Origin of the sequence: Paenarthrobacter sp. AB444 (assembly GCF_028736865.1) — a bacterium.
GTDB lineage: Bacteria > Actinomycetota > Actinomycetes > Actinomycetales > Micrococcaceae > Arthrobacter > Arthrobacter nicotinovorans_B.
The window spans coordinates 209,613-232,661 of record NZ_JAQZBY010000002.1 but is presented as its reverse complement, the minus strand read 5'-3'; the positions used below and the strand labels follow the sequence as shown (position 1 = coordinate 232,661).

17 protein-coding genes are annotated in these 23,049 nt (G+C 60.5%); 8 read left to right on the top strand and 9 right to left on the bottom strand.

Going from position 1 to position 23,049, the window contains the following annotated elements:
• Window positions 1–15: 15 nt before the first annotated feature.
• The 6 genes from gyrB to dnaA all read right to left on the bottom strand — a co-directional run bounded on the left by gyrB (window position 16) and on the right by dnaA (window position 8,227).
• Window positions 16–2,094, bottom strand: a complete 2,079-nt coding sequence (gene gyrB, locus PQ627_RS04465) for a DNA topoisomerase (ATP-hydrolyzing) subunit B (RefSeq protein WP_144660244.1) — start codon at window positions 2,092–2,094, stop codon at window positions 16–18.
• Between the two features lie 337 nt (window positions 2,095–2,431).
• Complete coding sequence (locus PQ627_RS04460) at window positions 2,432–2,986, bottom strand: DUF721 domain-containing protein (RefSeq protein ID WP_144660247.1); 555 nt, start codon at window positions 2,984–2,986, stop codon at window positions 2,432–2,434.
• Window positions 2,973–4,166 (bottom strand): DNA replication/repair protein RecF, encoded by a 1,194-nt coding sequence (recF, locus tag PQ627_RS04455; RefSeq protein ID WP_274258771.1) that lies wholly within the window; start codon window positions 4,164–4,166, stop codon window positions 2,973–2,975. Before recF ends, PQ627_RS04460 begins: the two co-directional genes overlap by 14 nt.
• Window positions 4,167–4,189: 23 nt before the next feature.
• Window positions 4,190–5,116, bottom strand: a complete 927-nt coding sequence (gnd, locus tag PQ627_RS04450; RefSeq protein WP_274258998.1) for a phosphogluconate dehydrogenase (NAD(+)-dependent, decarboxylating) — start codon at window positions 5,114–5,116, stop codon at window positions 4,190–4,192.
• Window positions 5,116–6,240, bottom strand: coding sequence for a DNA polymerase III subunit beta (dnaN, locus tag PQ627_RS04445; RefSeq protein ID WP_144660255.1), 1,125 nt, complete (start codon window positions 6,238–6,240; stop codon window positions 5,116–5,118). The genes gnd and dnaN overlap by 1 nt, the downstream gene beginning before the upstream one ends.
• Before the next feature lie 565 nt (window positions 6,241–6,805).
• Window positions 6,806–8,227 carry a chromosomal replication initiator protein DnaA gene (dnaA, locus tag PQ627_RS04440; protein WP_274258769.1) on the bottom strand — a complete coding sequence of 474 codons (1,422 nt, stop codon included), beginning with the start codon at window positions 8,225–8,227 and terminating at the stop codon, window positions 6,806–6,808.
• Window positions 8,228–8,692: 465 nt separating this feature from the next.
• Here dnaA and rpmH point away from each other — a divergent pair, with 465 nt between their 5' ends.
• From rpmH to PQ627_RS04400, 8 genes are all read left to right on the top strand, one after another.
• Entirely contained in the window at window positions 8,693–8,830 is a 138-nt protein-coding gene (gene rpmH, locus PQ627_RS04435; RefSeq protein ID WP_011776797.1) for a 50S ribosomal protein L34, read from the top strand.
• A 41-nt stretch (window positions 8,831–8,871) separates the two neighbouring features.
• Entirely contained in the window at window positions 8,872–9,282 is a 411-nt protein-coding gene (gene rnpA, locus PQ627_RS04430) for a ribonuclease P protein component (protein ID WP_274258760.1), read from the top strand.
• 1 nt (window position 9,283) lies between these two features.
• On the top strand, window positions 9,284–9,697 hold the full coding sequence (gene yidD / locus PQ627_RS04425) for a membrane protein insertion efficiency factor YidD (protein WP_274258996.1): 414 nt from the start codon (window positions 9,284–9,286) through the stop codon (window positions 9,695–9,697).
• A 16-nt stretch (window positions 9,698–9,713) separates the two neighbouring features.
• The gene (gene yidC / locus PQ627_RS04420; RefSeq protein WP_274258758.1) at window positions 9,714–10,697 is read left to right on the top strand and encodes a membrane protein insertase YidC; all 984 of its coding nucleotides are present in this window, start codon (window positions 9,714–9,716) and stop codon (window positions 10,695–10,697) included.
• Window positions 10,697–11,248: a Jag family protein gene (locus PQ627_RS04415; RefSeq protein ID WP_144660266.1), complete on the top strand. Its 552-nt coding sequence runs from the start codon at window positions 10,697–10,699 to the stop codon at window positions 11,246–11,248. The genes yidC and PQ627_RS04415 overlap by 1 nt, the downstream gene beginning before the upstream one ends.
• Window positions 11,249–11,253: 5 nt before the next feature.
• Window positions 11,254–11,904, top strand: coding sequence for a 16S rRNA (guanine(527)-N(7))-methyltransferase RsmG (gene rsmG / locus PQ627_RS04410; RefSeq protein ID WP_274258755.1), 651 nt, complete (start codon window positions 11,254–11,256; stop codon window positions 11,902–11,904).
• A 126-nt stretch (window positions 11,905–12,030) separates the two neighbouring features.
• Window positions 12,031–13,044, top strand: a complete 1,014-nt coding sequence (locus PQ627_RS04405) for a ParA family protein (RefSeq protein ID WP_274258754.1) — start codon at window positions 12,031–12,033, stop codon at window positions 13,042–13,044.
• A gap of 66 nt (window positions 13,045–13,110) precedes the next feature.
• The gene (locus PQ627_RS04400; RefSeq protein WP_274258752.1) at window positions 13,111–14,346 is read left to right on the top strand and encodes a ParB/RepB/Spo0J family partition protein; all 1,236 of its coding nucleotides are present in this window, start codon (window positions 13,111–13,113) and stop codon (window positions 14,344–14,346) included.
• Window positions 14,347–19,780: 5,434 nt separating this feature from the next.
• Here the strand turns inward: PQ627_RS04400 and trxA are convergent.
• From trxA to PQ627_RS04385, 3 genes are all read right to left on the bottom strand, one after another.
• The gene (gene trxA, locus PQ627_RS04395; RefSeq protein ID WP_144660274.1) at window positions 19,781–20,107 is read right to left on the bottom strand and encodes a thioredoxin; all 327 of its coding nucleotides are present in this window, start codon (window positions 20,105–20,107) and stop codon (window positions 19,781–19,783) included.
• A 33-nt stretch (window positions 20,108–20,140) separates the two neighbouring features.
• Complete coding sequence (gene trxB / locus PQ627_RS04390; RefSeq protein WP_274258750.1) at window positions 20,141–21,097, bottom strand: thioredoxin-disulfide reductase; 957 nt, start codon at window positions 21,095–21,097, stop codon at window positions 20,141–20,143.
• A 228-nt stretch (window positions 21,098–21,325) separates the two neighbouring features.
• The gene (locus PQ627_RS04385) at window positions 21,326–22,990 is read right to left on the bottom strand and encodes an ABC transporter substrate-binding protein (protein WP_274258748.1); all 1,665 of its coding nucleotides are present in this window, start codon (window positions 22,988–22,990) and stop codon (window positions 21,326–21,328) included.
• Window positions 22,991–23,049 lie beyond the last annotated feature (59 nt).

Here is a 23,049-nt window from a genome sequence, read left to right as displayed (position 1 = left end):
CGTCCTTGCCGGACCCTAGATATCGAGGAACCTGACGTCCTTGGCGTTCTGCTGGATGAAGTTACGGCGTGACTCCACGTCCTCGCCCATCAGCACGGAGAAGGTCTGGTCGGCCGCCAAGGCGTCGTCCATGGTGACCTGCAGGAGGGTGCGGCGTTCCGGATCCATGGTGGTGTCCCACAGTTCGGTGTAATCCATCTCGCCAAGACCCTTGTAGCGCTGGATTCCGTTGTCCTTGGGGAGGCGCTTGTTCAACGCCGCACCCTTGCGGATGGTCTCATCACGCTCGCGGTCGCTGTAGACGTAGTCGTGGGCCGCGTTGGACCACTTGATCCTGTAGAGCGGCGGCTGCGCCAGGTAGACATATCCGTTCTCAATGAGCGGACGCATGTAACGGAACAGCAGGGTCATCAGCAGAGTGGTGATGTGCTGGCCGTCAACGTCGGCATCGGCCATCAGCACGATCTTGTGGTACCGCAACTTGGCGATATCGAAGTCCTCGCCAATACCGGTACCGAATGCGGTGATCATGGACTGGACTTCAGCGTTGCCCAAGGCCTTGTCCAGGCGGGCGCGCTCCACATTGAGGATCTTGCCTCGCAGCGGCAGGATCGCCTGGGTTTCGGGGTTGCGGCCACGCTTGGCCGAACCGCCGGCCGAGTCACCCTCCACCAGGTAGACCTCGCAGCGCGAGGGATCCTTGGACGAGCAGTCGGACAACTTGCCGGGCATGCCGAACGACTCCAGCGGGCTCTTCCGGCGTGCGTTGTCACGCGCCTTCCGGGCCGCCATGCGGGCCTGGGCAGCCGAAATTGCTTTGCGGATCACGTCGCGGGCGGGGCCGGGGTTGCGCTCGAGCCAGTCACCAAGCTGGTCGGTGACAACGCGCTGTACAAAGCCCTTTACCTCGGAGTTGCCCAGCTTGGTCTTGGTCTGGCCTTCGAACTGCGGTTCGGAGAGCTTTACCGAGATCACCGCGGTCAGGCCTTCGCGGATGTCATCACCAGTAAGGTTGTCTTCCTTTTCCTTGATGATGCTCTTCTCCCGCGCGTAGCGGTTGATCAGCGATGTCATCGCGGCGCGGAAGCCTTCTTCGTGCGTTCCGCCCTCGTGGGTGTTGATGGTGTTCGCGTAGGTGTGGACGCTCTCCGAGTAGGCAGTGGTCCACTGCATGGCAACCTCGACGGCGATGTGCCGCTCGGTGTCTTCGGTTTCGAAGGCGATGACATCCTCGTGGACGATCTCGACCTTCTTGTTCGAGTTGAGGTGCTTGACGTAATCGAGCAGGCCGTCCGGGTATTCGTACACAACAGTGCGGTGCTCGGCCGCCACTTCGCCTTCGGTCGCGACGGCGTCCAGGTCCAGGTCGTCGTCGCCGTCGCGGGCGGCGGGGCGCTCGTCAGTCAGGGTGATCTTCAGGCCCTTGTTGAGGAAGGCCATCTGCTGGAAGCGGGCACGGAGCGTCTCGAAATCGAATTCGGTGGTCTCGAAAATCGTGCCGTCGGGGTAGAAAGTCTGCGAAGTACCGGTTGCCTCGGTTGCTTCACCCTTGACGAGTTCACCCTGCGGCTTGCCGCCGTCGGCGAAGGACATGCGCCAAACGTGACCCTGACGGCGGACTTCGGTATCCACCCGGCGGGAAAGGGCGTTCACCACGGAGATACCAACACCGTGCAGACCGCCTGAAACAGCGTATCCGCCGCCGCCGAACTTACCGCCGGCGTGCAGGATGGTCATGACCACCTCAACTGTGGGCTTTCCCTCGGTGGGGTGGATGTCCACGGGAATTCCGCGGCCGTCATCGACCACCTGGACACCGCCGTCAGCGCGGAGAGTTACTTCGATATGGCTGCAGTAACCGGCCAAGGCCTCGTCAACAGAGTTGTCCACCACTTCATAGACCAAGTGGTGCAGGCCGCGGGGTCCGGTTGAACCGATGTACATGCCGGGGCGTTTGCGCACGGCTTCGAGGCCTTCCAGCACGGTGATATCGCTGGCACCGTACTCCCTGGGCGCCTCTGCGGGCGTGTCAGGAGTGGGAACAGTCTCCTCTTCGGGCTCTACTGCCAAGGTCTCTGCATTGTCGTTAGCCACAGGCGCTTTCGACTCCTCTGTACTCGATGTCGGCCGTTCCCGGAGCTGCGCACGGCGGACCGCGGCCGCCAACGGGCACGTGACTGATTGCGCCGATGGGTAAGACGACGGGGTTCCCGGAAGCCACGAGAGTGGATTCAGGATCCGGCGACGTTTCACCGGCGCTCAGTGATCTACGCCAATTCTATCGTGGAAACACGTAAATCCTTGCAAATACAGGGGCAGCCCAGAGCTGAATATGCCGCTGGGAGGCCGCTGGCCCTATCTGCAATGGCCCTGCGGAGGTCCCGATGGGTGCCTATACGGCCCAGGGGCGTTGAAACGCCCTGCACGCCGTTCAGCCGTACGTATCCCGGGGACCCCGACCGTTGACGCTGCGGCCACCTTTCCGCCAACTTGGTGCGGACGGGCCCAGGACCTGAATGCTGGTGACAACGCCTTCACCCAACTCATTCCGGAACAGTTCCAGCAGGCTGGTACTCAGCAAGCGCAGCTGTGTAGCCCAAGCCGTCGAATCGCAGCGGACATGCAGTGTTGTGTCGGTGAAGCTCTCCGGCGTGCAGTGCGCGGAGATATCCGGACCCACCAAGGTGTCCCATTCCGCCATGACAGAACCAACGGCAACAGGTGAAGTCCAGCCGCGTTCGGCTACCAGGCGCCCAACAACTTTGCCAAGCCCCAAGGGGTCACGGCCGCTGCCGTGAAACTGGGAAAAGCCGCGCGTATCCCGCAGTCCTTTGCGCTTGGGGGCCGATCCCGGCCGGGGCGCACGTTGCCTCACTTCGCCGCGTGCAGCAGCGGCCTCCCGCATGCGGTTCAGCGCCGCCTGGGCAGCATCGATTTCGTCCGGGTCGCGGCCCGGTTGGAGTCCGTCGGGACTATCCTTCGCCATCGATGCCTCCCGGAACAACGGTTACGCGCCGTCCGGCCAGCTCCTCGGGGATGTCGGCGTCGACGGCGGCAGTCACCAGAACCTGCTCGGCGCCGGCGACTATTGCAGCCAGTTTACGCCGGCGCTGGACGTCCAATTCAGCGAAAACGTCGTCCAGGATAAGGATCGGAGCAGTGCCGCCGGTCCGGGCGTCGTCCAGCATCACGTAGTAGGAAGCCAGGCGCAACGACAGGCTCATGGACCATGTTTCGCCGTGGGATGCATAGCCCTTGGCCGGAGCTTGTCCCAAGGTCAGCTCCAGTTCGTCGCGGTGCGGGCCCACCAAGGAAATGCCCCGTTCGAGTTCCTTTTTCCTCGACGCCGCAAAGGCCTGGACGTAGCGTTCGGTGAGTTCATCGACGGACAGCAGCCGGAGGTCCTCGAACGACGCCGGAGGTTCCGTTCCGCTGTTGGCCGGACCGCCGTCGTCGTCAAGAATGTCCTGGATGGTGGAGCGGTAAACCGCGCCGGCTTCCTTGGACCCGTCCGTGAGCTGCGCGTATGCGCTGTTCAAGTGAGGACGCAGCCGTTCCACCAATTCGAGCCGTGCGTGCAGCAATTCGGCCCCGGCCCTGGCCATGTGCTGGTCCCAGACGTCCAAGGTTGCTTCATGGCCTGCCGTGAACTTGCCCGTGCGGGCCGATTTCAGGAGTGCGTTCCGCTGCTTCAGTACACGGTCGTAGTCGCTACGCGTCGCAGCATGCCGGGGTACCAGGCTGACCAGCAGCTCATCCAGGAAACGTCGGCGGTTGGATGGGTCGCCCTTCACCAGGGCCAGGTCTTCGGGAGCGAACAGGACAGTGTGGCAAATGCCGAGTATGTCACGTGCCCGGACCGGATTTCCGCGATTGATGCGTCCGCGGTTTGCACGACCCGCGTTGATTTCAAGCTCGATGACCGTGGCTTGTTCACCACGGACCAACCTGGCGCGGATCATTGCGCGTTCGGCACCAAAACGAAGCAGCGGAGCGTCCGTGCTGACACGGTGGGAACTGAGCGTAGCCAGGTATCCGATGGCTTCCATCAGGTTGGTCTTGCCGATCCCGTTGGAACCCACCAGGACCGTCACCCCTGGTCCGAGCTTCAAGTCCACCTGTGCGTAGCTGCGGAAATCCGTCAGCGAGAGATGTTCGAGGTACACGCCGTTTGCAGGACTCCTGCGGCCTAGTTGGCCGGACGGGTGGCGTGTCCGCCGAACTGGTGACGCAAAGCGGAGACCATCTTCATGGCCGGTGAGTTGTCTTCGCGCGAAGCAAAGCGGGCGAAGAGCGCGGCTGTAATGGCCGGTGCCGGAACTGCGTTGGCGATGGCTTCTTCAACGGTCCAGCGTCCCTCGCCGGAGTCTTCCACGTAGTCGTCAATCGACGCCAGGCCGGGATCTTCATCGAGGGCCTTGACCATGAGGTCGAGGAGCCAGGACCGGACCACCGTTCCCTTTTGCCACGCGCGGAAGGTTCCCGGAAGATCTTTGACGATGTCCTTGGCCGCCAGGAGTTCGTATCCTTCGGCGTAGGCCTGCATGAGCCCGTATTCGATGCCGTTGTGGACCATCTTGGCGTAGTGGCCTGCGCCCACACCGCCGACGTGAACGAAACTGTCCGCCCGATCGCCTTCGGGACGGAGGGCGTCGAAAATGGGCATCGCGAGTTCGATATCTTCTTCGGATCCGCCTGCCATGAGGCCGTAGCCGTTTTGGAGACCCCACACACCGCCGGAAACACCGCAGTCAGCGAAGCGAATGCCCTTGTCCGCCAGAGCGGCAGCATGCTTCTGGTCCTCGGTGAACCGTGAGTTCCCGCCGTCGATCACCATATCGCCGGGGCTGAGTTTCTCCCCGAGTTCGGTTACCACGGCATCAGTGATCTCGCCTGAGGGGACCATGACCCACACGACCCGCGGAGCAGGCAGTGCGGCGATGAGCTCGTCCACTGAAGCCACATCCGTGACATCCGGGTTGCGGTCGAAGCCTGTGACCTCGATGCCGCCCTTGCGCATGCGTTCGCGCATGTTGAAACCCATTTTTCCAAGGCCGATCAAACCGATGTGCACAGTGTGGACTCTTTTCTGCGAAGCGGGTGGGTATGTGCCGATTAGTTGGGAAGGCGGACCGGCATCACGAGGTAGCGGTAGTCGTCCTGGTCTTCGCCGTCCGGTTCAGCCTGGGCCGTGATCATGGCCGGCTTGGGAGCCGTGGTGAACGAGAAGCGAACGTACTTGGTCTCGATGACGCTCAAGCCTTCAACCAGGTAGTGCGGGTTGAAGGCAACGGTGATGTCATCGCCGGAGAGCTGTGCTTCGAGCTCTTCGGAAGCCTGCGCATCTTCACCTGTACCGGCGTCGAGGTTCAGCAGGCCCTGCGTGAAGGCAAGTCGAACAGGGGTGTTCCGCTCTGCAACCAGTGAAACACGGCGTACGGCTTCCACCAGTTCCTGGGTCTGGACTGTCGCGTGGATCGGGGTGGAGTCCGGGAAGAGCGAGCGGATCTTGGGGTAGTCGCCATCCACAAGAAGCGAAGTGGTGGTTCGTCCGCCGCTTTCGAAACCGATAAGGCGGCTGTCGTCATCGGCAAGGGCCAGGTTGATGTCACCGCTGCCGCCCAAGGTCTTGGCAACCTCGTTCAGGGTCTTTGACTTCACCAGCGCACTCGTTGAAATGCCGGGAGTCACGGGCTTCCAAGGGACTTCCCGCATCGCAAGGCGGTACCGGTCGGTGGCGAGGAGGGTGATGAGGTCGTCCTCGATCTCCATCCGGACACCAGTCAGGATCGGCAGGGTGTCATCCTTGCTCGCCGCGATGATGACCTGGGAAACAGCTTGGGCAAAGGCGTCGCCTGGCAGGGTGCCGCTGATGGCCGGAAGCGCGGGCAAAGCCGGGTACTCGGACTCCGGCATGGTGGCCAGGTGGAAGCTGCTTCGACGGCAGGTGAGAGTGACTTTGCTGCCGTCGGTTTCAACATCTACCGGCGCGGAAGGCAGGCTGCGGCAGATGTCTGCCAAAAGGCGTCCGGAGACCAGGATGGTGCCCTCGACGGCGATGTCGGCGGGGATTTCCAGACGGGCTGAGGTCTCGTAATCGAAGCTTGAGAGGCTTACGGTTCCTGCCTCGGCTTTGAGGAGAAGGCCGGAGAGCACAGGTACGGGCGGCCGCGGAGACAACGACCGCGCGGTCCACGTAACGGCTTCTGCCAGGACGTCGCGGTCGACTCTGAACTTCACGGAGGGGTGCCGCCTTTCATTGCTGCTGCCATGTAGTAGCCGCGGATCCCTGCTTGGAACCCGCTGAATCTTCGCAGTCCGGCATCGGAACCTGCATGGTCCGCACTGAGCGAACTACAAACAAGACCCAAGGATGGGAGCGCTGCTGACAGCTTAGCCGGAAGATCCGCGATTAACCCATCCCCGTTTGCCCGGACCCGTCCTATGTGGACAGCCGCAAGGCTGGCCTTGGCCAGGCTGTCGGCCTGGTCCGGCGGGTGGTGGATGGAGATTGTTATTTGAGGGATTTCAATTTTTTGGGATTCGTAGTGTTAATAACTGTTGTGGAAACTGTGGATAACCCCATCCTGAGGCTCAGATCCGCGGTTAAGCCCTGTTCATGGGCTGTGCGTTAACTGGGTTTTAAACAGGGTGTGGATGGGGACAACTCCAAAGCCGGTTTTTAACGATCCACAGACGGCTTAAGGGTTTTAAGCCCATTAACCGCGCTTGTCCCCTTAAGTATCCACAGGCTTATCCACATGCGCCTGTTAATAAGGTATGTAGTGGCGGCTGCGATGTGGATTCAGGAGTCGCGCTGCTGCTGCTTGATGCGGTTGGTGAGCTCGGTGACCTGGTTGTAAATCACACGACGCTCTGCCATCAGCTCGCGGATTTTCCGGTCGGCGTGGATGACGGTCGTGTGGTCACGACCGCCAAGCTCCTGGCCGATCTTCGGCAAAGACATGTCCGTGAGCTCACGGCAGAGGTACATTGCGATCTGGCGGGCCGTCACCAAAGTGCGCGTCCGGGACTTGCTGCAGAGTTCTTCCATGCTGAGCTTGAAGTAGTCAGCCGTCTGGTCAAGGATCTGCTTCGCCGTGATTTCCTGGGCACCGTCGTCGGTAATCAGGTCCTTGAGGACCATCTCCGCGAGGGCAACGTCCACCGGCTGGCGGTTCAGGCTTGCAAAAGCGGTGACGCGGATCAGTGCGCCTTCAAGTTCACGGATGTTGCTTGAGATTTTCGAAGCGATGTACTCCAGAGCGTCGTCGGGAGCCGACAAGCCTTCGCTGAGGCCCTTTTTGCGGAGAATGGCGATACGCGTCTCAAGTTCCGGCGGCTGGATGTCCGTCAAAAGTCCCCACTCGAAGCGGGAGGTCATGCGGTCCTCAAAGCCGGCAAGCATCTTGGGCGGCTGATCCGAGGTGATGACAACCTGCTTGTTGGCGTTGTGCAGGGCGTTGAACGTGTGGAAGAACTCTTCCTGTGTCCGGTCCTTGCCCGCCAGGAACTGGATGTCATCGATCAGGAGGACATCGACATTCCGGTACGTGGTCTTGAAGCTGGTTCCCTCGTCATCACGGATCGAGTTGATGAAGTCGTTGGTGAATTCTTCCGAGTTCACGTAGCGGACCCGGATGCCGCTGTAGAGCCTGCGGGCATAGTGGCCAATGGCGTGCAGCAGGTGCGTCTTACCCAGACCTGAATCGCCGTAGATGAACAGGGGGTTGTAAGCCTTGGCCGGCGCTTCTGCCACTGCGACCGCTGCAGCGTGCGCGAACCGGTTCGAGGAACCGATCACGAAGGTGTCGAAGATGTACTTCGGGTTCAGCCGGCCAAATTCATGCGAGGTGCTCGGCGGCGTCGGTTGCGGCTTGGGCTCGACCGTCAGGTCCGGCGCGGCGGCAAGCTCGACGGCGGGTTCCGGCTCAGCATGGACGGGCACCAGATCGGTATCGACGTCGATGGCGCAGCGGATATCGTCCGAGAAAACGTTCCGGAGGGCATCGTCCAAAGCGTCCTTGACCTGCGTCTGGAGGACTTCGCGGGTGAGCTCGTTGGGGACGGCCACCAGGAGGGTGGAGCCGATGAGGCCCTGGGCTTGGGCGAGAATGACGAAACCACGCTGACGGGGAGTCACACGGTCGTCCTGTTCCAGGAGGCTCAGCACCCTGCGCCAGGAACTTCCGACAGTGTTGGCGTGGTTGGCTTCGTCTACTGTCATCAATCAGTTCCTAAATACTTGCTTGCCGGCGTTGCTTGCAGCCGAGGTGTCTCCGGCGGGCGCAGGTCTGGTCGTTAATCCACAGAGTTATGCACAGCGGGTGGAAAATGGGCTACTGAGCCACTCTAGGGGATGGAAACGCCAGAAGATAGCTGGGAAGTTGCCTGTGGATAATTACACCGTTGTGGTTCTCGAAACGGGCCTGTGAGCCACTTCATCCACAGCCTTCCAGCCGTCTCTGAACACAACTGTGGATAGCGGCGCCGCGGGCTCCCGGTTTGACTGTGGCCCCTTTTTTGCCCTAACGTTGTGAAGTCCTTTGTGTCCGCTTTTGAGATCAGTTGTAACCCCGTACGTTCATCGTGCGGAAGGCAACGGCGGCAGACACATACAAAACTTAGCGTCGGCCAGTTCTTCCCCTTTTTGATCGGGTGGGCGCACCTTTGATCCACTGGAGTAACTAACGTGAGCAAGCGGACTTTTCAGCCGAATAACCGCCGTCGGGCCAAGAAGCACGGCTTCCGCCTTCGTATGCGCACCCGTGCCGGCCGCGCCATCCTGGCTGCCCGTCGCGGCAAGGGCCGCGTCGAACTGTCGGCCTAAATAACTGACTTGTCGGTCAGTGTCTCTTTGCAGGTTCGACGGTGCTAGCCACCCCTAACCGTCTGCGGACGTCTACCGACTTTTCAACAACTGTACGTTCCGGCGTCCGCAATGGACGCCGGAACTTAGTGTTATATACGGCTCCTATCGGGGCCGGGGAGCCGAGTCGAATCGGTTTCATTGTCTCCAAAGCCGTCGGGAACGCCGTGACCAGGAACCTCGTTAAGAGGAGACTGAGAGAAGCAGGCGCACTTTCCCTGCACACGCACGGAACAGGTTTGGCGGTGGTGGTCCGGGCCCTGCCCGCAGCCGCACATGCGAGCTGGGAGCAGCTGCTCTCGGACTACAACGCCGCACTGACAGTGACGACGAAGCGATTGGGTGGTTCGGTTCCACCCAAGGCTTCGTCTGAACACAACGGCACCACAACGGAAGGGACACCGCGTGCATGACATGAGCACCGCCGTCGTTCCTTCCTTGAGTGACCCTTCCGGGAAATTTCGCCGGCGTAGCATCTGGGCTGCGACAGGTACCTTCCTCTGGGAGTTGCCGCGAAACATCCTCATCCTCTTGCTGAAGAGCTACCGCAAGGTGATTTCGCCCCTGTACGGCCAGGTTTGCCGTTTCTTTCCCTCCTGCTCGGCATACGCCCTGGAAGCAGTGACGGTGCATGGCGCCGTGAAGGGCAGCTGGCTTGCAGCCAAGAGGCTCGCCAAATGCCACCCTTGGAACGCCGGTGGAGTGGACCACGTCCCCGCTGGTCATCGTCATTGGCCCGAAGGCCGGACGCCCACAATTGTTGTACTGAACAATCCGGACCAGTTCCTGGCTGCTCAGGCTGATGAAGAAGGCCGCTCGGCGGCCTGACGAATAGGGATATCGTATGGACTTCTTTGAAACAATCATGTTTCCGTTCAAGTGGCTGGTGTCGATCATCATGGTCGGCTTCCACGAGGGACTGAGCTTCATTGGCCTGCCCGCCGCTAACGGCTGGACCTGGACTCTGTCCATCATTGGCCTGGTGCTGGTGATCCGTGCCGCCCTGATTCCCGTGTTCGTCAAGCAGATCAAGGCGCAGCGCGGTATGCAGCTCCTGCAGCCGGACCTGAAGAAGCTGCAGACCAAGTACAAGGGCAAGACCGACCAGCTCTCACGCCAGGCGATGGCGCAGGAGCAGATGGCGCTGTACAAGAAGCACGGAACCAACCCGTTCTCGGCCTGTTTGCCGATGCTGATCCAGATGCCGTTCTTCTTCGCACTGTTCCAGGTGTTGTCGGGCATTTCCAACAACGCCAAGGCGGGCCAGGGCATTGGTGCCATGAGCCATGAGCAGGTAGTGCAGTTCGATCAGTCGAGCATCTTCGGCGCACCTCTGTCCGCTTCGCTGTTGCACGGGGACCCGAGCGGCGGCAACAGCGCCGTTGCGGTCTGGGTTCTCAGCATCATCATGATTCTCGCCATGACGGCTTCGCAGTTCATCACCCAGAAGCAGATCATGGCCAAGAACATGTCGGAAGAGGCCATGGCCAGCCCGTTCATGCGCCAGCAGAAGATGATGCTCTACATCCTGCCGCTCGTCTTCGGTATTGGTGGCATCAACTTCCCGATCGGTGTCCTCATTTACTGGACCACCACCAACCTCTGGACCATGGGCCAGCAGTTCTTTGTGATCCGCCGCATGCCGACTCCGGGATCCCCCGCCGCGAAGGCTCTTGAAGAGCGTCGCGCAGCCAAGGGTCTGCCCCCGCTGTTGGGTGGCAAGAAGGCCGCGGAGGCCGCCGCTGAAGCCGAAGCTGCTGCCGCTGCAGCCGCAGAGATCCGGGCGCAGCGCGTCCAGCCGCAACGTAAGAACAGGAAGAAGAAGTAATGTCTGCCGAGAGCACTGAAGAAGTTATTGCCGCCGTGACTGAAGAGCAGGAAGACTCCCAGGAAGAGACGCAATCCAAGACGGCCAGCCGCTTGGAAGAGGAAGGCGACATCGCAGCCGACTACCTCGAAGAGCTTCTTGATATTGCCGACATCGACGGTGACATTGACATCGAGGTCCGCAACGGCCGTACCTACATCTCCATTGGTACCGATGAAGAGTCGGCGGCCCTGGACAGCTTGGTTGGCCGCGACGGTGAAGTCCTCGAAGCCCTCCAGGAACTGGCCCGCCTGTCGGTTCTCTCGGCAACCGAAAACCGCTCGCGCCTGGTTCTTGACATCAACGGCTACCGCAAGGAGCGTGCCGGCGTCCTGCAGCAGATCGCCGAAGACGCTGTGGCAAAGGTCAAGGCCGACGGCGGGACTGTCGCTCTGGAGCCGATGAGCGCTTACGAGCGCAAGATCGTTCACGACGCGGTTGCCGACCTTGGCTTTGTTTCCGAATCTGAAGGCGAAGGCGCCGGCCGCCACATCGTCGTTTCTGCTGACTAGAGCCCATGGTCGAAATCACCGCAGCTGAACTGACAGCGGCAGAGAAGATCTTTGGTGAGCGCCTGGATCTGGCCACGCGCTACGTTGAACACTTGGCGACCTCAGGCACCGAACGTGGTTTGATTGGCCCGCGGGAGATCCCGCGGCTCTGGAGCAGGCACGTCCTGAACTGTGCGGTCATCGAATCCGCGATCGCCAGGAACAGCCATGTTGCCGACGTCGGTTCCGGTGCCGGACTTCCCGGCCTTTGCCTTGCCATTGCCCGTCCGGATCTTGAACTGACGTTAATCGAACCCCTGGAACGGCGGGTCATCTGGCTACAGGAAGTAGTGGACGACCTCGGTCTGGACAACGTGACAGTTATGCGGACCCGTGCAGAACTGGCTGTGGGAATGGTTGATGCGGATGTGGTTACGGCCCGGGCTGTGTCAGCCCTGACCAACCTCGCCGGGTTGACGATTCCCCTCCTCAACGGCAGCGGCGAAGTAGTGGCCATCAAGGGCCGTAGCGCCGGTGAAGAGATCGAGAAGGCCGCCAAGGTCATCCGGAAGCTCGGCGGTGTGGAAACTTCTGTTGTTGTGTGTGGACAAGAGCTGTTGGAGGAACCCACCACTGTGGTGAGGATAATCGTCAACAAGGCCGGAAAGACGGCGTAGATCCCGTTTGGTTTCCAGCGTGTCGGCGACTGAGCGGTTAGGCTAGAGAACGGCAGCAAGCGCCGAATGAGAGTGAGAGTGTGACCAGTGGGTAGTGAAACCTCCACGCAACGAATCCCCCCGTTTATGTCTTTGGGGTCCGCGCGGGCCATGGCTACCCCCTCTTCGTCTCTGCAGTCCCCTATTGTGCGCACTGATCCGGTTGTAAATGCTGCAGTTTCACGTGAAACCGCCTCGGATGGAGTGCAGAACGTGATGGATTCCATCGATGATTCCAGTCCGATCGCACGGCAGCTCGCCAACGAGACCCGCCGTCGTGAACGCCTCATAGGCCGCGAGCTCCCGAAGCCTGAAGCAACCCGTATCTTCACTGTTTCAAACCAAAAGGGTGGCGTTGGCAAGACGACCACGACAGTGAATATCGCTGCTGCCTTGGCGTCCGCCGGCCTGAATGTCCTCGTGATCGATATCGATCCCCAAGGCAACGCGTCCACCGCGCTGGGCATCGAGCACCACGCTGATGTAGACAGCATCTACGACGTCCTCATCAACGACCTCCCTCTGAAGGAGGTCGTGGCACCTTGCCCCGACATCCCCAACCTGATCTGCGCGCCTGCAACCATTCACCTGGCCGGTGCGGAGATCGAGCTTGTTTCCCTTGTGGCCCGTGAGCAGAGGCTCCGGCGTGCCATCGACGTCTATGCCAAGGAACGGGAAAAGAACGGTGAAGGTCGTCTGGACTTCATCTTCATCGATTGCCCGCCCAGCCTCGGCCTGCTCACGGTCAACGCCTTCTGTGCAGCCAGCGAAGTTCTCATCCCCATCCAGTGCGAGTACTACGCTCTTGAAGGTTTGAGCCAGCTCCTCAAGAACATTGAGATGATCCAGAAGCACCTCAATGCCGACCTCGTGGTCTCGACGATTCTCCTGACCATGTATGACGGCAGGACAAACCTTGCCGCGCAGGTCGCATCGGAAGTCCGCCAGCACTTCCCCCAGCAGGTGCTGAGTGCCGTGGTTCCTCGTTCGGTGCGTATCTCTGAGGCGCCAAGCTACCAGCAGACGGTCATGACCTACGATCCTTCATCGAGCGGCGCGCTGTCCTACATGGAAGCCGCAGCCGAAATCGCTGAACGTTAGAATTCTTGAAACACAGCAACAGCCAGGGCCAGACCGTGCTCGGCTCTTCCATGGAGGGATGAATCAATGAGCGAAAAGCGAAGGGGCCTCGGCAGGGGTCTTGGGGCTCTCATTCCTAGCTCGGCCGCAGCCCAGGGAAACGGCGCCGCGCCGTCACGTCCCGTGGATCTGTTTTTCCCGGAAGCACGGAAGACTGCTGAACCTACGGTTGATACTGTTCCCGAGGCCACAACGGCGCCCGATACTGCCTCCGAGTCCGGGAACTCCACTGCAGCCCCCAAAAAGGCCCCTGCGGGGAGGGCATCTGCCAAGGCTCCAGCCGCAAAGGCTCCGGCCACCAAATCGAGCACTGCCCGTTCTGCTGCTACCAAGTCGCCAGCGGCTGATCAGCCGAAGCCCGCAGAGGTTGCTGATGCTCAGGAGTCGCCGGCCGTAGCCAGGACTCCTGCCGCTGCCCAGTCCAGTGACGTTGAGTTGGTAGAGGTACCGGGCGCCCGCTTTGCGGAAATTCCGGTTGGCGATATCCATCCGAACCGCAAGCAGCCGCGCTCGGTATTCGATGAGGACGATATGGCGGAGCTGGTTCACAGCGTTCGCGAAATAGGCGTTCTCCAGCCAATCGTCGTGCGAACTTCAACCGAAAAAGGTGGAGAACCGTACGAGCTCGTAATGGGCGAGCGTCGCTGGCGGGCGGTACAGGCTGCCGGGTTGGAAACCATCCCTGCAATCGTCCGCGATACCACTGACGACGACCTTCTTCGTGACGCGTTGCTGGAAAACCTGCACCGCAGCCAGCTGAATCCATTGGAAGAGGCTGCTGCGTACCAACAGCTCTTGGAAGACTTCGGAACAACGCACGAGCAGTTGGCGGACCGCATTGGCCGTTCACGTCCCCAGGTCTCCAACACGCTGCGCTTGCTCAAGCTTCCCCCGTTGGTTCAGCGTAGGGTTGCCGCTGGCGTTCTCTCAGCGGGCCATGCCCGGGCGCTCCTGGCGCTCCCGGATGCTGCGGCAATGGAACGCTTGGCTCAGCGTATCGTTGCCGAGGGTATGTCAGTACGCGCTACGGAAGAAGCCGTGACGCTGTACCAGGACCCCACCACTCCTGCGAAGAACAGTATTCCTAAGCCGAACGCCCGTCACGAACGACTCGACTATCTTGCTTCGTCGCTCTCCGACCGTTTGGACACCAACGTGAAAATCACCTTGGGGGCCCGTAAGGGGCGGGTAAGCATTGAGTTCGCCAGCGTCGAAGACTTGAACCGCATCATGAACGTTCTTGGCCCTGGCGCTGAGGACTGAGTCTGTTTTTGATCTATCAAGGGATCCGCCCGCAGGGGCGGATCCCTTTTTCATTTCGTTTAGGGCTCGCGGTGACTGAGTTCTTCGTTCGCATTGATTTCTGATGTCGTGGTTTCACGTGAAACTGTGCACAGAAAGCGGCCAGTCTGGGACCACCATCGATTAGAGGCTATGCACTGGAACGGGTTGGACGCGGTAATCCGACGCCGCGAGCTGGGGTCGCACAATGCATAGCTCCAATCTTCGACTTCGTTATGAGGTGGGCTGACGGTGTGCTTTCACAGCGCGACTCAACCCGGCGTTTGCTTCGGTTTGTCGTCTATTGGCATCGTGGCAGGCAAACTGTGACGGCAACTCGCGTTCCCGACGCCTATTGGAGTTGCTCCGGGGCGGTAAGACGCGGAGTTGTGCAGCCGATGCGACCGCATCTCCGCTTTGCAATCGGCTTGAAAGTTGGCGCGGAGGTTTCACGTGAAACGGTGCTGGATTCTTGCGCCGAACCAAAGTCTCGCACGGAATCGGACGTTGGTGTCAGTGGCCTCCGTCCTGGCATTCTGCGTTCAGGGCTCGCTGACTCTGACGCGGTACTGATGTCATCTGCAAATCCGAGCCAGGATAGTAGGCTTGTCGGACGATGAGACAGGCAGAGTAGCGATATGACCATCTGGACTGCAGATTGCACTTCGAACGGAAAGTGGACGTATCTCCGGTGACGCTTGGGTCTGTGCCGCGGGGAAGGTCGCGAACAGTAGGGCATGCATAACGCCGTGAACGTTTCACGTGAAACGCTGCCCAAGCTGAGTCGGCCTGATCCCTGCGATACGACGGGCATACCTTCTTGGCAGCGAGTTCGTTTCAGCCCGCAGGGCTAGTGCCAGCCCTGCAACTGGCTTAGCCCAGCGACTGCCTTTGACGACGTAAAGGCAGAAGTCTGCACGGCTGCCCCTCTTGCACTCTAGTTTCACGTGAAACTTTGCTGCGCCAAATGAGGCAATTCAATGCTTATCCGACTTATAGCGATGTACGGGAGAGAATCGTTGAGGTTCCATCCGGAGCCCTGTCCCTGTATCAAGAGGAGGAGACCTTGAAGCTCAATGTCCTGCCACTCCCCTTGCAAGCTCATAGCCACAGAAGTCCCAGAGTAGCTCTGTGAGACTCTCGGCGACCTTCCAACCCCTAGGCGCGGCAGCCCAAGCGTGCATAACCACCAGCTACGCCTCCTAGCTCGTCCCTCAGGAGGGATAGTTCGGCGGCGGCGTGTGCGAGTCGTATTGTTGCTGGGTGGCCCCGCCATAAGGAGGCGCAGACGAAGGCCCAGGAGTTATTGCATGGTCGACGGCGGATCGGAGAACGAGGGTCTTCCGAGAGGGACAAGTCGCCTGACAGAGCTGGTCCACTCATCCAGCTGACCATGGGCCTAGGTATAGCTGCATCTGCTGGCTCTTAGACAGGCCACTCCTTCTCGTGTCCGCACCAGGGTCGACAACGTAGGACTTGGTGTGCCTTGGCTATCGATGGCGCTCCGCGAATCACAGTTGCCGCCGGGTGAAGCATCCGTAGTCTACCCACCTGGCAGGATCATTTAATTATGTGATGTCCGTTCAGAACAGTGATCGCGTAGCTCGCTGACAATTCCTGCCGCGCGGGCATCAGATGACTTTGATCTGGGCAAGTCGAGCAGGGAGGGCTCTGTCCTGGTGCAGGTAAGGAGCGCTTTCTGGACATGAGAAGGCTGGCGCCGTGGTGCGGAGGTGCCCGCGAAAGGCCATTCGTTCTGACAAGCGCCGCCCCTAGCTTGGCTGCGCGTACGAGACGTTGCGCCCGTATCCTCTTCCGCCGAGATCATCACTCTGCACCGCGGCATCTCCAGGTTCTGTGCGGGATCTGACGGCTGCTATGGGTCCGCTCGGCCTCGTAGCGTTTCCTCGTCCGCAATGTCGAGTGAGGCGGGCTGTAAAAGAGTTGCCTGATCCCCCACAGCTTCCCGCTGAGAGCCATACGTCCGATGTAACTCTGTATTTGCAAGGCACTCACACGCCGTGCCGCGACGTGAGCCACATGGCATGGCGTGGTGGATGGTGTGCGCATTGTCGGCGCTATGAGTGGGAGTGCCTACTCCCCGCGACGTAGACCACCCCAATGAGGCACCGCCTCTACAGGCTACGCCTCCGTTTCACGTGAAACGGTGCCAGCCGAGCCGCGAGTGCGAGCTCTCGGGAGCCATACGCGGCTGTGGATTCAACGGTGGATAAGTCTGTGGATAACTTTGGGGATAACCATCGGCTTTGGTGAGGCTCACCCGCTCAGCTCAACGCCCCTAGGGAGCGTAGGCTTGAACGGAAAGGGGCAGCAGACGAACCGCAGAACCTGCTCCCCCTATGGCTGACGGAAGTTTCGTCGTTGAACTGGCAATTCGGCGGTTTTACAGCGGTTTTGCGCTGATTGACTATGATGAACGGCCCGCAATTGTAGGGAACACACATCTCCACCACGGTACACCAGCAGCGTGGTCCGCAAGCAAACTCCAGGGCGAGCAGAGTGTTCGTAAGTAGTGGTGTGTGGGCAACATCATTGTCGGTGCATAACCCTGTGGATAACTTTGTGGATAAGGAGAGAGGAGCCTGTGACTAAGTTCCTCCTGGGATCGCCCGTTGAACGAGTCTGGTCGCTCGGCCGGCGCCCGAATCGAGCTATGGGGACGACTGCTCACTTTGGGTCAATGCGCAGCCTGACTATGAACGTCATGGAGTGGTGATGCTCAGCAAGGTAGGCAAGGTCTGTTGTACTTGCCTGCCTGGATGCAGTCCGTCGCTGTCCAAACTCTCGCCGCTTCCATTCATCTGATGTATCGGGGGCCCCGAGTTCGATCCTCTCCATTACGACGAGATGGGTGGTGTTGAGTCTGGTACATCATCGCTCCCCTAATGGCAGGCACCCGAAACTTCTGATTTGGTCCCTCCGCAGTGGCTTGAAGCGATGAATGCATTCACCGTCGACGATCCATCGTCGGGGCTCGCAGCTAACATGCTGTTTCACGTGAAACCTCATGGGCCGACGGGGGTGGCCAAGCTTGGGTTCGCAGCAGGCGCGAGAGCGAACCAAGGCGAAGCCTCGATACTCTATTGAGCAGACTGAGGATCAGTGTCTACGCGATGGACTATTCCGCGTAGGTCTGCAGGGAACGATCGCGAGGGACTGGGGGCAACAGTCCGGGATGGATCTCGGAAGCGGGATCATCTATGTCGAATCAAACCGGATGCAGCTCCGGCCGATCCATCAAAAGTTGATGCCTGCGTGCCATGTTGATGCAATAGCCGAAGGGCAGGCGGCTATACACAGTCCGTCAGCAACGACACGAGAAGCGGCCTGGACGAGGTAGGGAAACGTGCGTGGGGCAAGCGGGCGATTGACGGCCATTAGTCAGCAGCTTGCCTGCGGTGGGAAACGAGTGAAGGTCTGGCTGGCGCACGGAGTGCCTGTGTACATCCCAGTATTTGTTGCGGACTTGTCCTTGGAAGTGGATCGTCATGCGCACGGAGGGAACGGCTGGCCATGAGGAGAGGCGGTTGGTCGAGTATGCGATCCGGCGGAGGTCCAACGCTGCCTGCCGGCTGGCCGTGTTCGTGAGAAACCCTCTTGTACCGACCATTAGCGCGGGGTCTCCGTCCGTTTCTAGGCGGAGGTGGTTGCTTCCTTCAAAACCACGTGCGTGGAGCGTGGCTTGAGTGAACGTCCGGTATCCGGGCTGTGATCGAACGGAAGTACCTGACTCGAGCTTACGTAGGCGGTTTGTTGCTCTCGTACTCTCATGTAGGTGCCGACTAAGCAGATTCTGGCTGTTCCGGCAGTAGATGTGCCCCGTCATGAGCCACCATGTTTCACGTGAAACGGCTACGGCGAGGTTCTCATCCCAAAGCAGGCCTTAGACGGGAGCCCTGAACCATCGGCGAGCCCCTCCCGCCGTCATTTACGAATAGACCTGCAAGAGAGTCAGCCGAAAGAGCATCCGCAGCTGACAATAAGGGCAAGAGGTTTGTCAGCGGCGGCCGGGCACTGTTGGGTGGCTGGATTTTTCGATTCCGGGGCGGGATGGGTGGTAGCAACTGCGATCTCTGCCTGCAGCGGCGCTGGAATGGAAGTTGGATTGGCTCCTTCTGTGGTCCCACTTCCGGTTTCTTGGGTCATCCGTCGATGTATATCGTCCTATTCGGCCCAATGCGCCAGTAAGCGTCGCTTCCTCCGCTGTTCCGGACGCGTGGCTTTTACGCGCGAGAAGAGGCTTCTGGGGGGCATATAAGCGCTGATAGGCAACAAAAGGGCCTATCGCTCCTGAGGGCCCAATGAGGCGTCAGAGGCCCTCTGGAGAGCCTGTCGGCATCGCTGCTGCCGCTCCTGCGAGAGTGGAATGCAGACGGTGTGCCCGGGGGTGCTCGCGGCGGGAGCTGGGCAGGCTCCGATGCAGAACGATTGTCGGCTGGTGGGGCTCCTATGAGAGCTGCAATACAGCCGGCAGGCCTGGCGGTGCCTCTGTTGCTGGCCCTAGAAGTTTCAGCACGGGAGGAGTGTGACGCTGGCGTCGCTGAGCCCGGGCACCCAGCATCAGCACTCCGGATACCTTGGCGGATAGCTACTCCCCTTACTGCCAATTCAAGCTGGGTGCTATCCGTAGCTGCCCTAGGGTGCATGACCTGCGCCGTCTGCTCCGCCATAGGCTGTTTCACGTGAAACCAACGGAGGATCCCCTGAACAAACAGCCATTCCCGAGCCATTCTGGCGTGTTTCACGTGAAACGGACGCGCACTTAGCGGCGCCACTCGTTCCCGCTTCCTTCTGAAAAGTAGACAACGCAGAGAACCGATCGAGGAACTGTAAAGACCACGAGGAGTCTAGGACAAGCTCCTACGGCGGACCCATCTTGGTGACGCCACTGGCAGGGAGTCCAGGAGCTGCTTCGGTACCGCTGACCTATTGATAACGGGAGGAGCCTTCACTTCCGTAACTTTATGGGTATCCCAGAATGGTAGCTGGAAGTCTTGCGTCCCCTACGAACGAGGATGTCGTTCCGCAACGGAATCGGGAACCTCTGGAAAGTCTCAAGCGGTCTGCTGGCCTCAGAGATGCTGGGAAAGCTAAGAGAGGGCGAAGCAAACTTCCGGCACTGCGTCACGTCGGAGGCCCCACTCAGCCGACTCCCACAAAAGGCCGTCCCCAGCCCATCGAAGCCACTCTGGATTCCTTCGAAACCCAGACTCAGCCCTACCCCAGCTAAGGGGAACTGCGGAGCAACAGTTCCGGCAAGCTCAGCGCCTCCTGTGCATCCAAACATCAAAAAGCTACCCACTGATGTTTATTTCCCGCCAAGAACAGAAAAAGCCGGCCGCCCCGCTCCCTCGGGAGCAGAACGACCGGCTTTTTGAAAGATCCGAGAAGACCCTTAGGACAGGACGTCCGCGAATTCCTTCTCGAAGAACTGCTTCGGCTTGGCGCCGATCACGGTGCTCTTCACTTCTCCGCCGCTGAACAGGTAAACAGCAGGAATGGAGGTGATGCCGTACTCGGCAGCGATTGCCGGGTTGTCGTCGACGTTCAGCTTTACGACGTCGACCTTCTCGCTGTATTCAACGGAGATCTCGTCGAGGATGGGTCCGAGCTTGCGGCAGGGGCCGCACCACTCTGCCCAGAAGTCCACGATGACCGGCTTGTCGGAAGCCAGGACATCCGTGCTGAAGCTTGCGTCAGTTACGTCTTTTGCGTTGCTCATAACTTTTCCCTTCGTATGGTTGCTGGATGCAGCTTAGGAGTGCAGGTCTGCGAGGTAGTGCTCGACGTCGAGGGCCGCGACACAACCGGAACCGGAAGCCGTAATGGCCTGGCGGTACGTGGGGTCGATGACGTCGCCCGCGGCAAAAACACCCTTGATGTTGGTACGGGAGCTGCGGCCCTCGACGGCGATGGTGCCTTCAGGAGTCAGCTCGACTTTGCCCTTCACCAGGTCCGTGCGCGGATCGTTTCCGATGGCGACGAAGACGCCGGAGACAGCGAGCTCGGACTCGGTTCCATCCACGAGGTTCTTCAGCTTCAGCCCGGTGACCTTGTCCCCGCCGAGAACATCTTCAACAGCCGTGTTCCAGACGAAGTTGATCTTCTCGTGGGCCTGGGCGCGGTCCCCCATGATCTTGGAGGCCTTGAGGGTGTCGCGGCGGTGTACCACGGTGACGGACTTGGCGAACTTGGTGAGGAAGAGTGCTTCCTCCATCGCGGAGTCGCCACCACCAATCACTGCGATGTCCTGGTCCTTGAAGAAGAAACCGTCACAGGTTGCACACCAGCTAACGCCGTGGCCTGAGAGCCTCTTCTCATTCGTCAGACCCAGCTCACGATATGCCGAGCCGGTGGACAGGATGATGGCCTTCGCCTGGAAGGTCTCCCCCGTACCGATCGTCACGGTCTTGATGTCGCCGTCGAGGTCGAGTTCTGTGACGTCCTCGAAGAGGATCTCGGTACCGAAACGTGCGGCCTGCTTTTCGAAGTTCTCCATGAGATCCGGGCCCATGATGCCATCCGGGAATCCAGGGTAGTTCTCAACGTCCGTGGTGTTCATCAGTTCGCCGCCGGCAGTGACGGAACCAGCAATGAGCAGAGGTTTCATGTTGGCGCGGGCGGTGTATACAGCGGCTGTGTAGCCGGCAGGGCCTGAACCTACGATGATGACGTCACGCACCTGCGATGCGCTGTTTTCTGCAATGCTCACGTGGCGTGAACCTCTTCCTTAGTCGATGCTGCGGCTTTCGGGGCAGCCACCTGACTCAACCCCTGATGCGTTCCAAATATTCCGTTGGAGTTGGGGACCCTAAAAGCCACCAGCATTCAGGTTACCGTCTGGGCCCCGGTCATATCTAAGCGGTGACGTTGGCGCGGGCAGCAGTAAGGGCCGCCCTGACGAATCAGAACGGCCCTTGCGGTCACATCTTTGATACGCCTACTGGACGGCGACCTCAGCGAGGCGAAGGCCGAAACCATACTGCGTCTTGGGTGCGGCCAGCTTGGGCAGCGCCTTGATGACGACAATCACGTACTGGGCCTTGGTGGGCGCAGCCAACGGAATGGTCAGTTCGGGTGACGTGAAGCTGTTGGTACCCACGAGCTTGGCGCCGTCCATGGCGGGACGGTCATTGGTGAAGACGCTGATATTTCCACCGGAGCCACCGAGCTGGTTAAGGACAACGGACTTCACGTCCGCCGGTTCCTTCAGCTTGATCATGAGCGGAACTTCTTCGGACAGTCCGCCCCAGTTGGCCGTTGCGAATTCCATGTCGGACCAGTAGCTGGCAGCGTTGCCATCGAAGGCTTTGCCGAGGTCCTTGTCGAACGTGGCCGCGAAGGGGAAGTTGCCCAAGCGGGTGATTTCCTGAATGGCCGGCGGAGCCGCGGGCGGAGCAGTCTCCGTGGGCTGCGGCTGCTCGCTGGCAGTTTCAGAAGGCTGGGGCGCCGGCGTGGTCTGGGTAGCGGCAGGCTTGCTGCTGGGCAGTAGACTTCCCAGGTTGGTGACGGCCAGGACCAATCCCACGATCAGGACCGCTGCCAGAAGGCCTCCCACGAGCCAACGCAGCGAGCGGGGTTCCTTTTCGGGGGCTTCTTCCTCGTAGACGTCGTCTTCGTCGGAGTAGTCCTCAGTGACAGCGGACGACGCCGGGAAGCTGCTTGCCGCGCGCTCGTCACCGGATGTTCTTCCACGGTTGGAGGCCGCAGCACCCGCTGCGGAGGCACCACCAGCCGCGGCACCACTCTCCGAGTACCCGTAGTCCTCCTCGGACCAAAGGGAAACCTTGGGCTCCGAAGCCTGCTCACGCGCGGGCGCATCCTGCGAAGGAGCTGCCTGTGAAGACACGGCTTGCGTGCGCGGCTCGGAGGGCTGAACGGACTGCGAAGACACGGCCTGTGTCGGCGGCTCAGAGGCCGAAGCGGATGTAGCGGCAGCACCGGCGTCGTTGTTCTTGGACCCGGCGTTCCTCAGTGCGGAAGCGGCGGCTGCACCAGCGGCGCCTGCCCCGGCCGCCGCAGCGGCCAGCTTGCCTGCGATGCCGCTCTTGGCAGACGAAGGATTTGCCGCCGGCATGGGCGGTACATGCGGTGCGCTGCGGGTGGGAGCAGCGGACTCCGGCTCGTCCTGTGGCTCGGGAGCGATGGCGTAGCCGTTTTCGTCGTACTGGATGTACTCGGCCTCGTGCTCGTCATCCTCGTAGAGTCCGTCGTAGGTTTCGGGCTCATAGGTGCGTGCCTGGCCGAAGATCTCGCTGCCGAGGGTCTCCGTGAAGAACGGTTCGATGTACGGCGGGTTGGTGGCCACCACGAGGTCCAGCAGGTCCGGAGCGGTGCTGTGGTTGGTGATCAGGTAGGTGGTGTTGTCGCTGATGCCAAGGTCCAGGATCTGGACGTGCCCGGGGCGCTCCCCCGTGGCCACCTCGCGGGCGCTTTGTGCGACCTGCTCGGCGTTTCCGGGACCGGCAACAAGGATGCTCACGGGACGGTTGAGGACCTGGTCCACGCCGTCGAGCACCTGATCTTGGTCATGCGAAGTCAACACATTGGCCGTGACCTTGTAGCGGCCGCCAAGTACTGATCCGACGTCGATCGGGTGGGACACGTGTTCCTCCTAGGCTGTCCGGGAGCTGCGGGTCCTGCACACGGATGGCCGGACGGGCC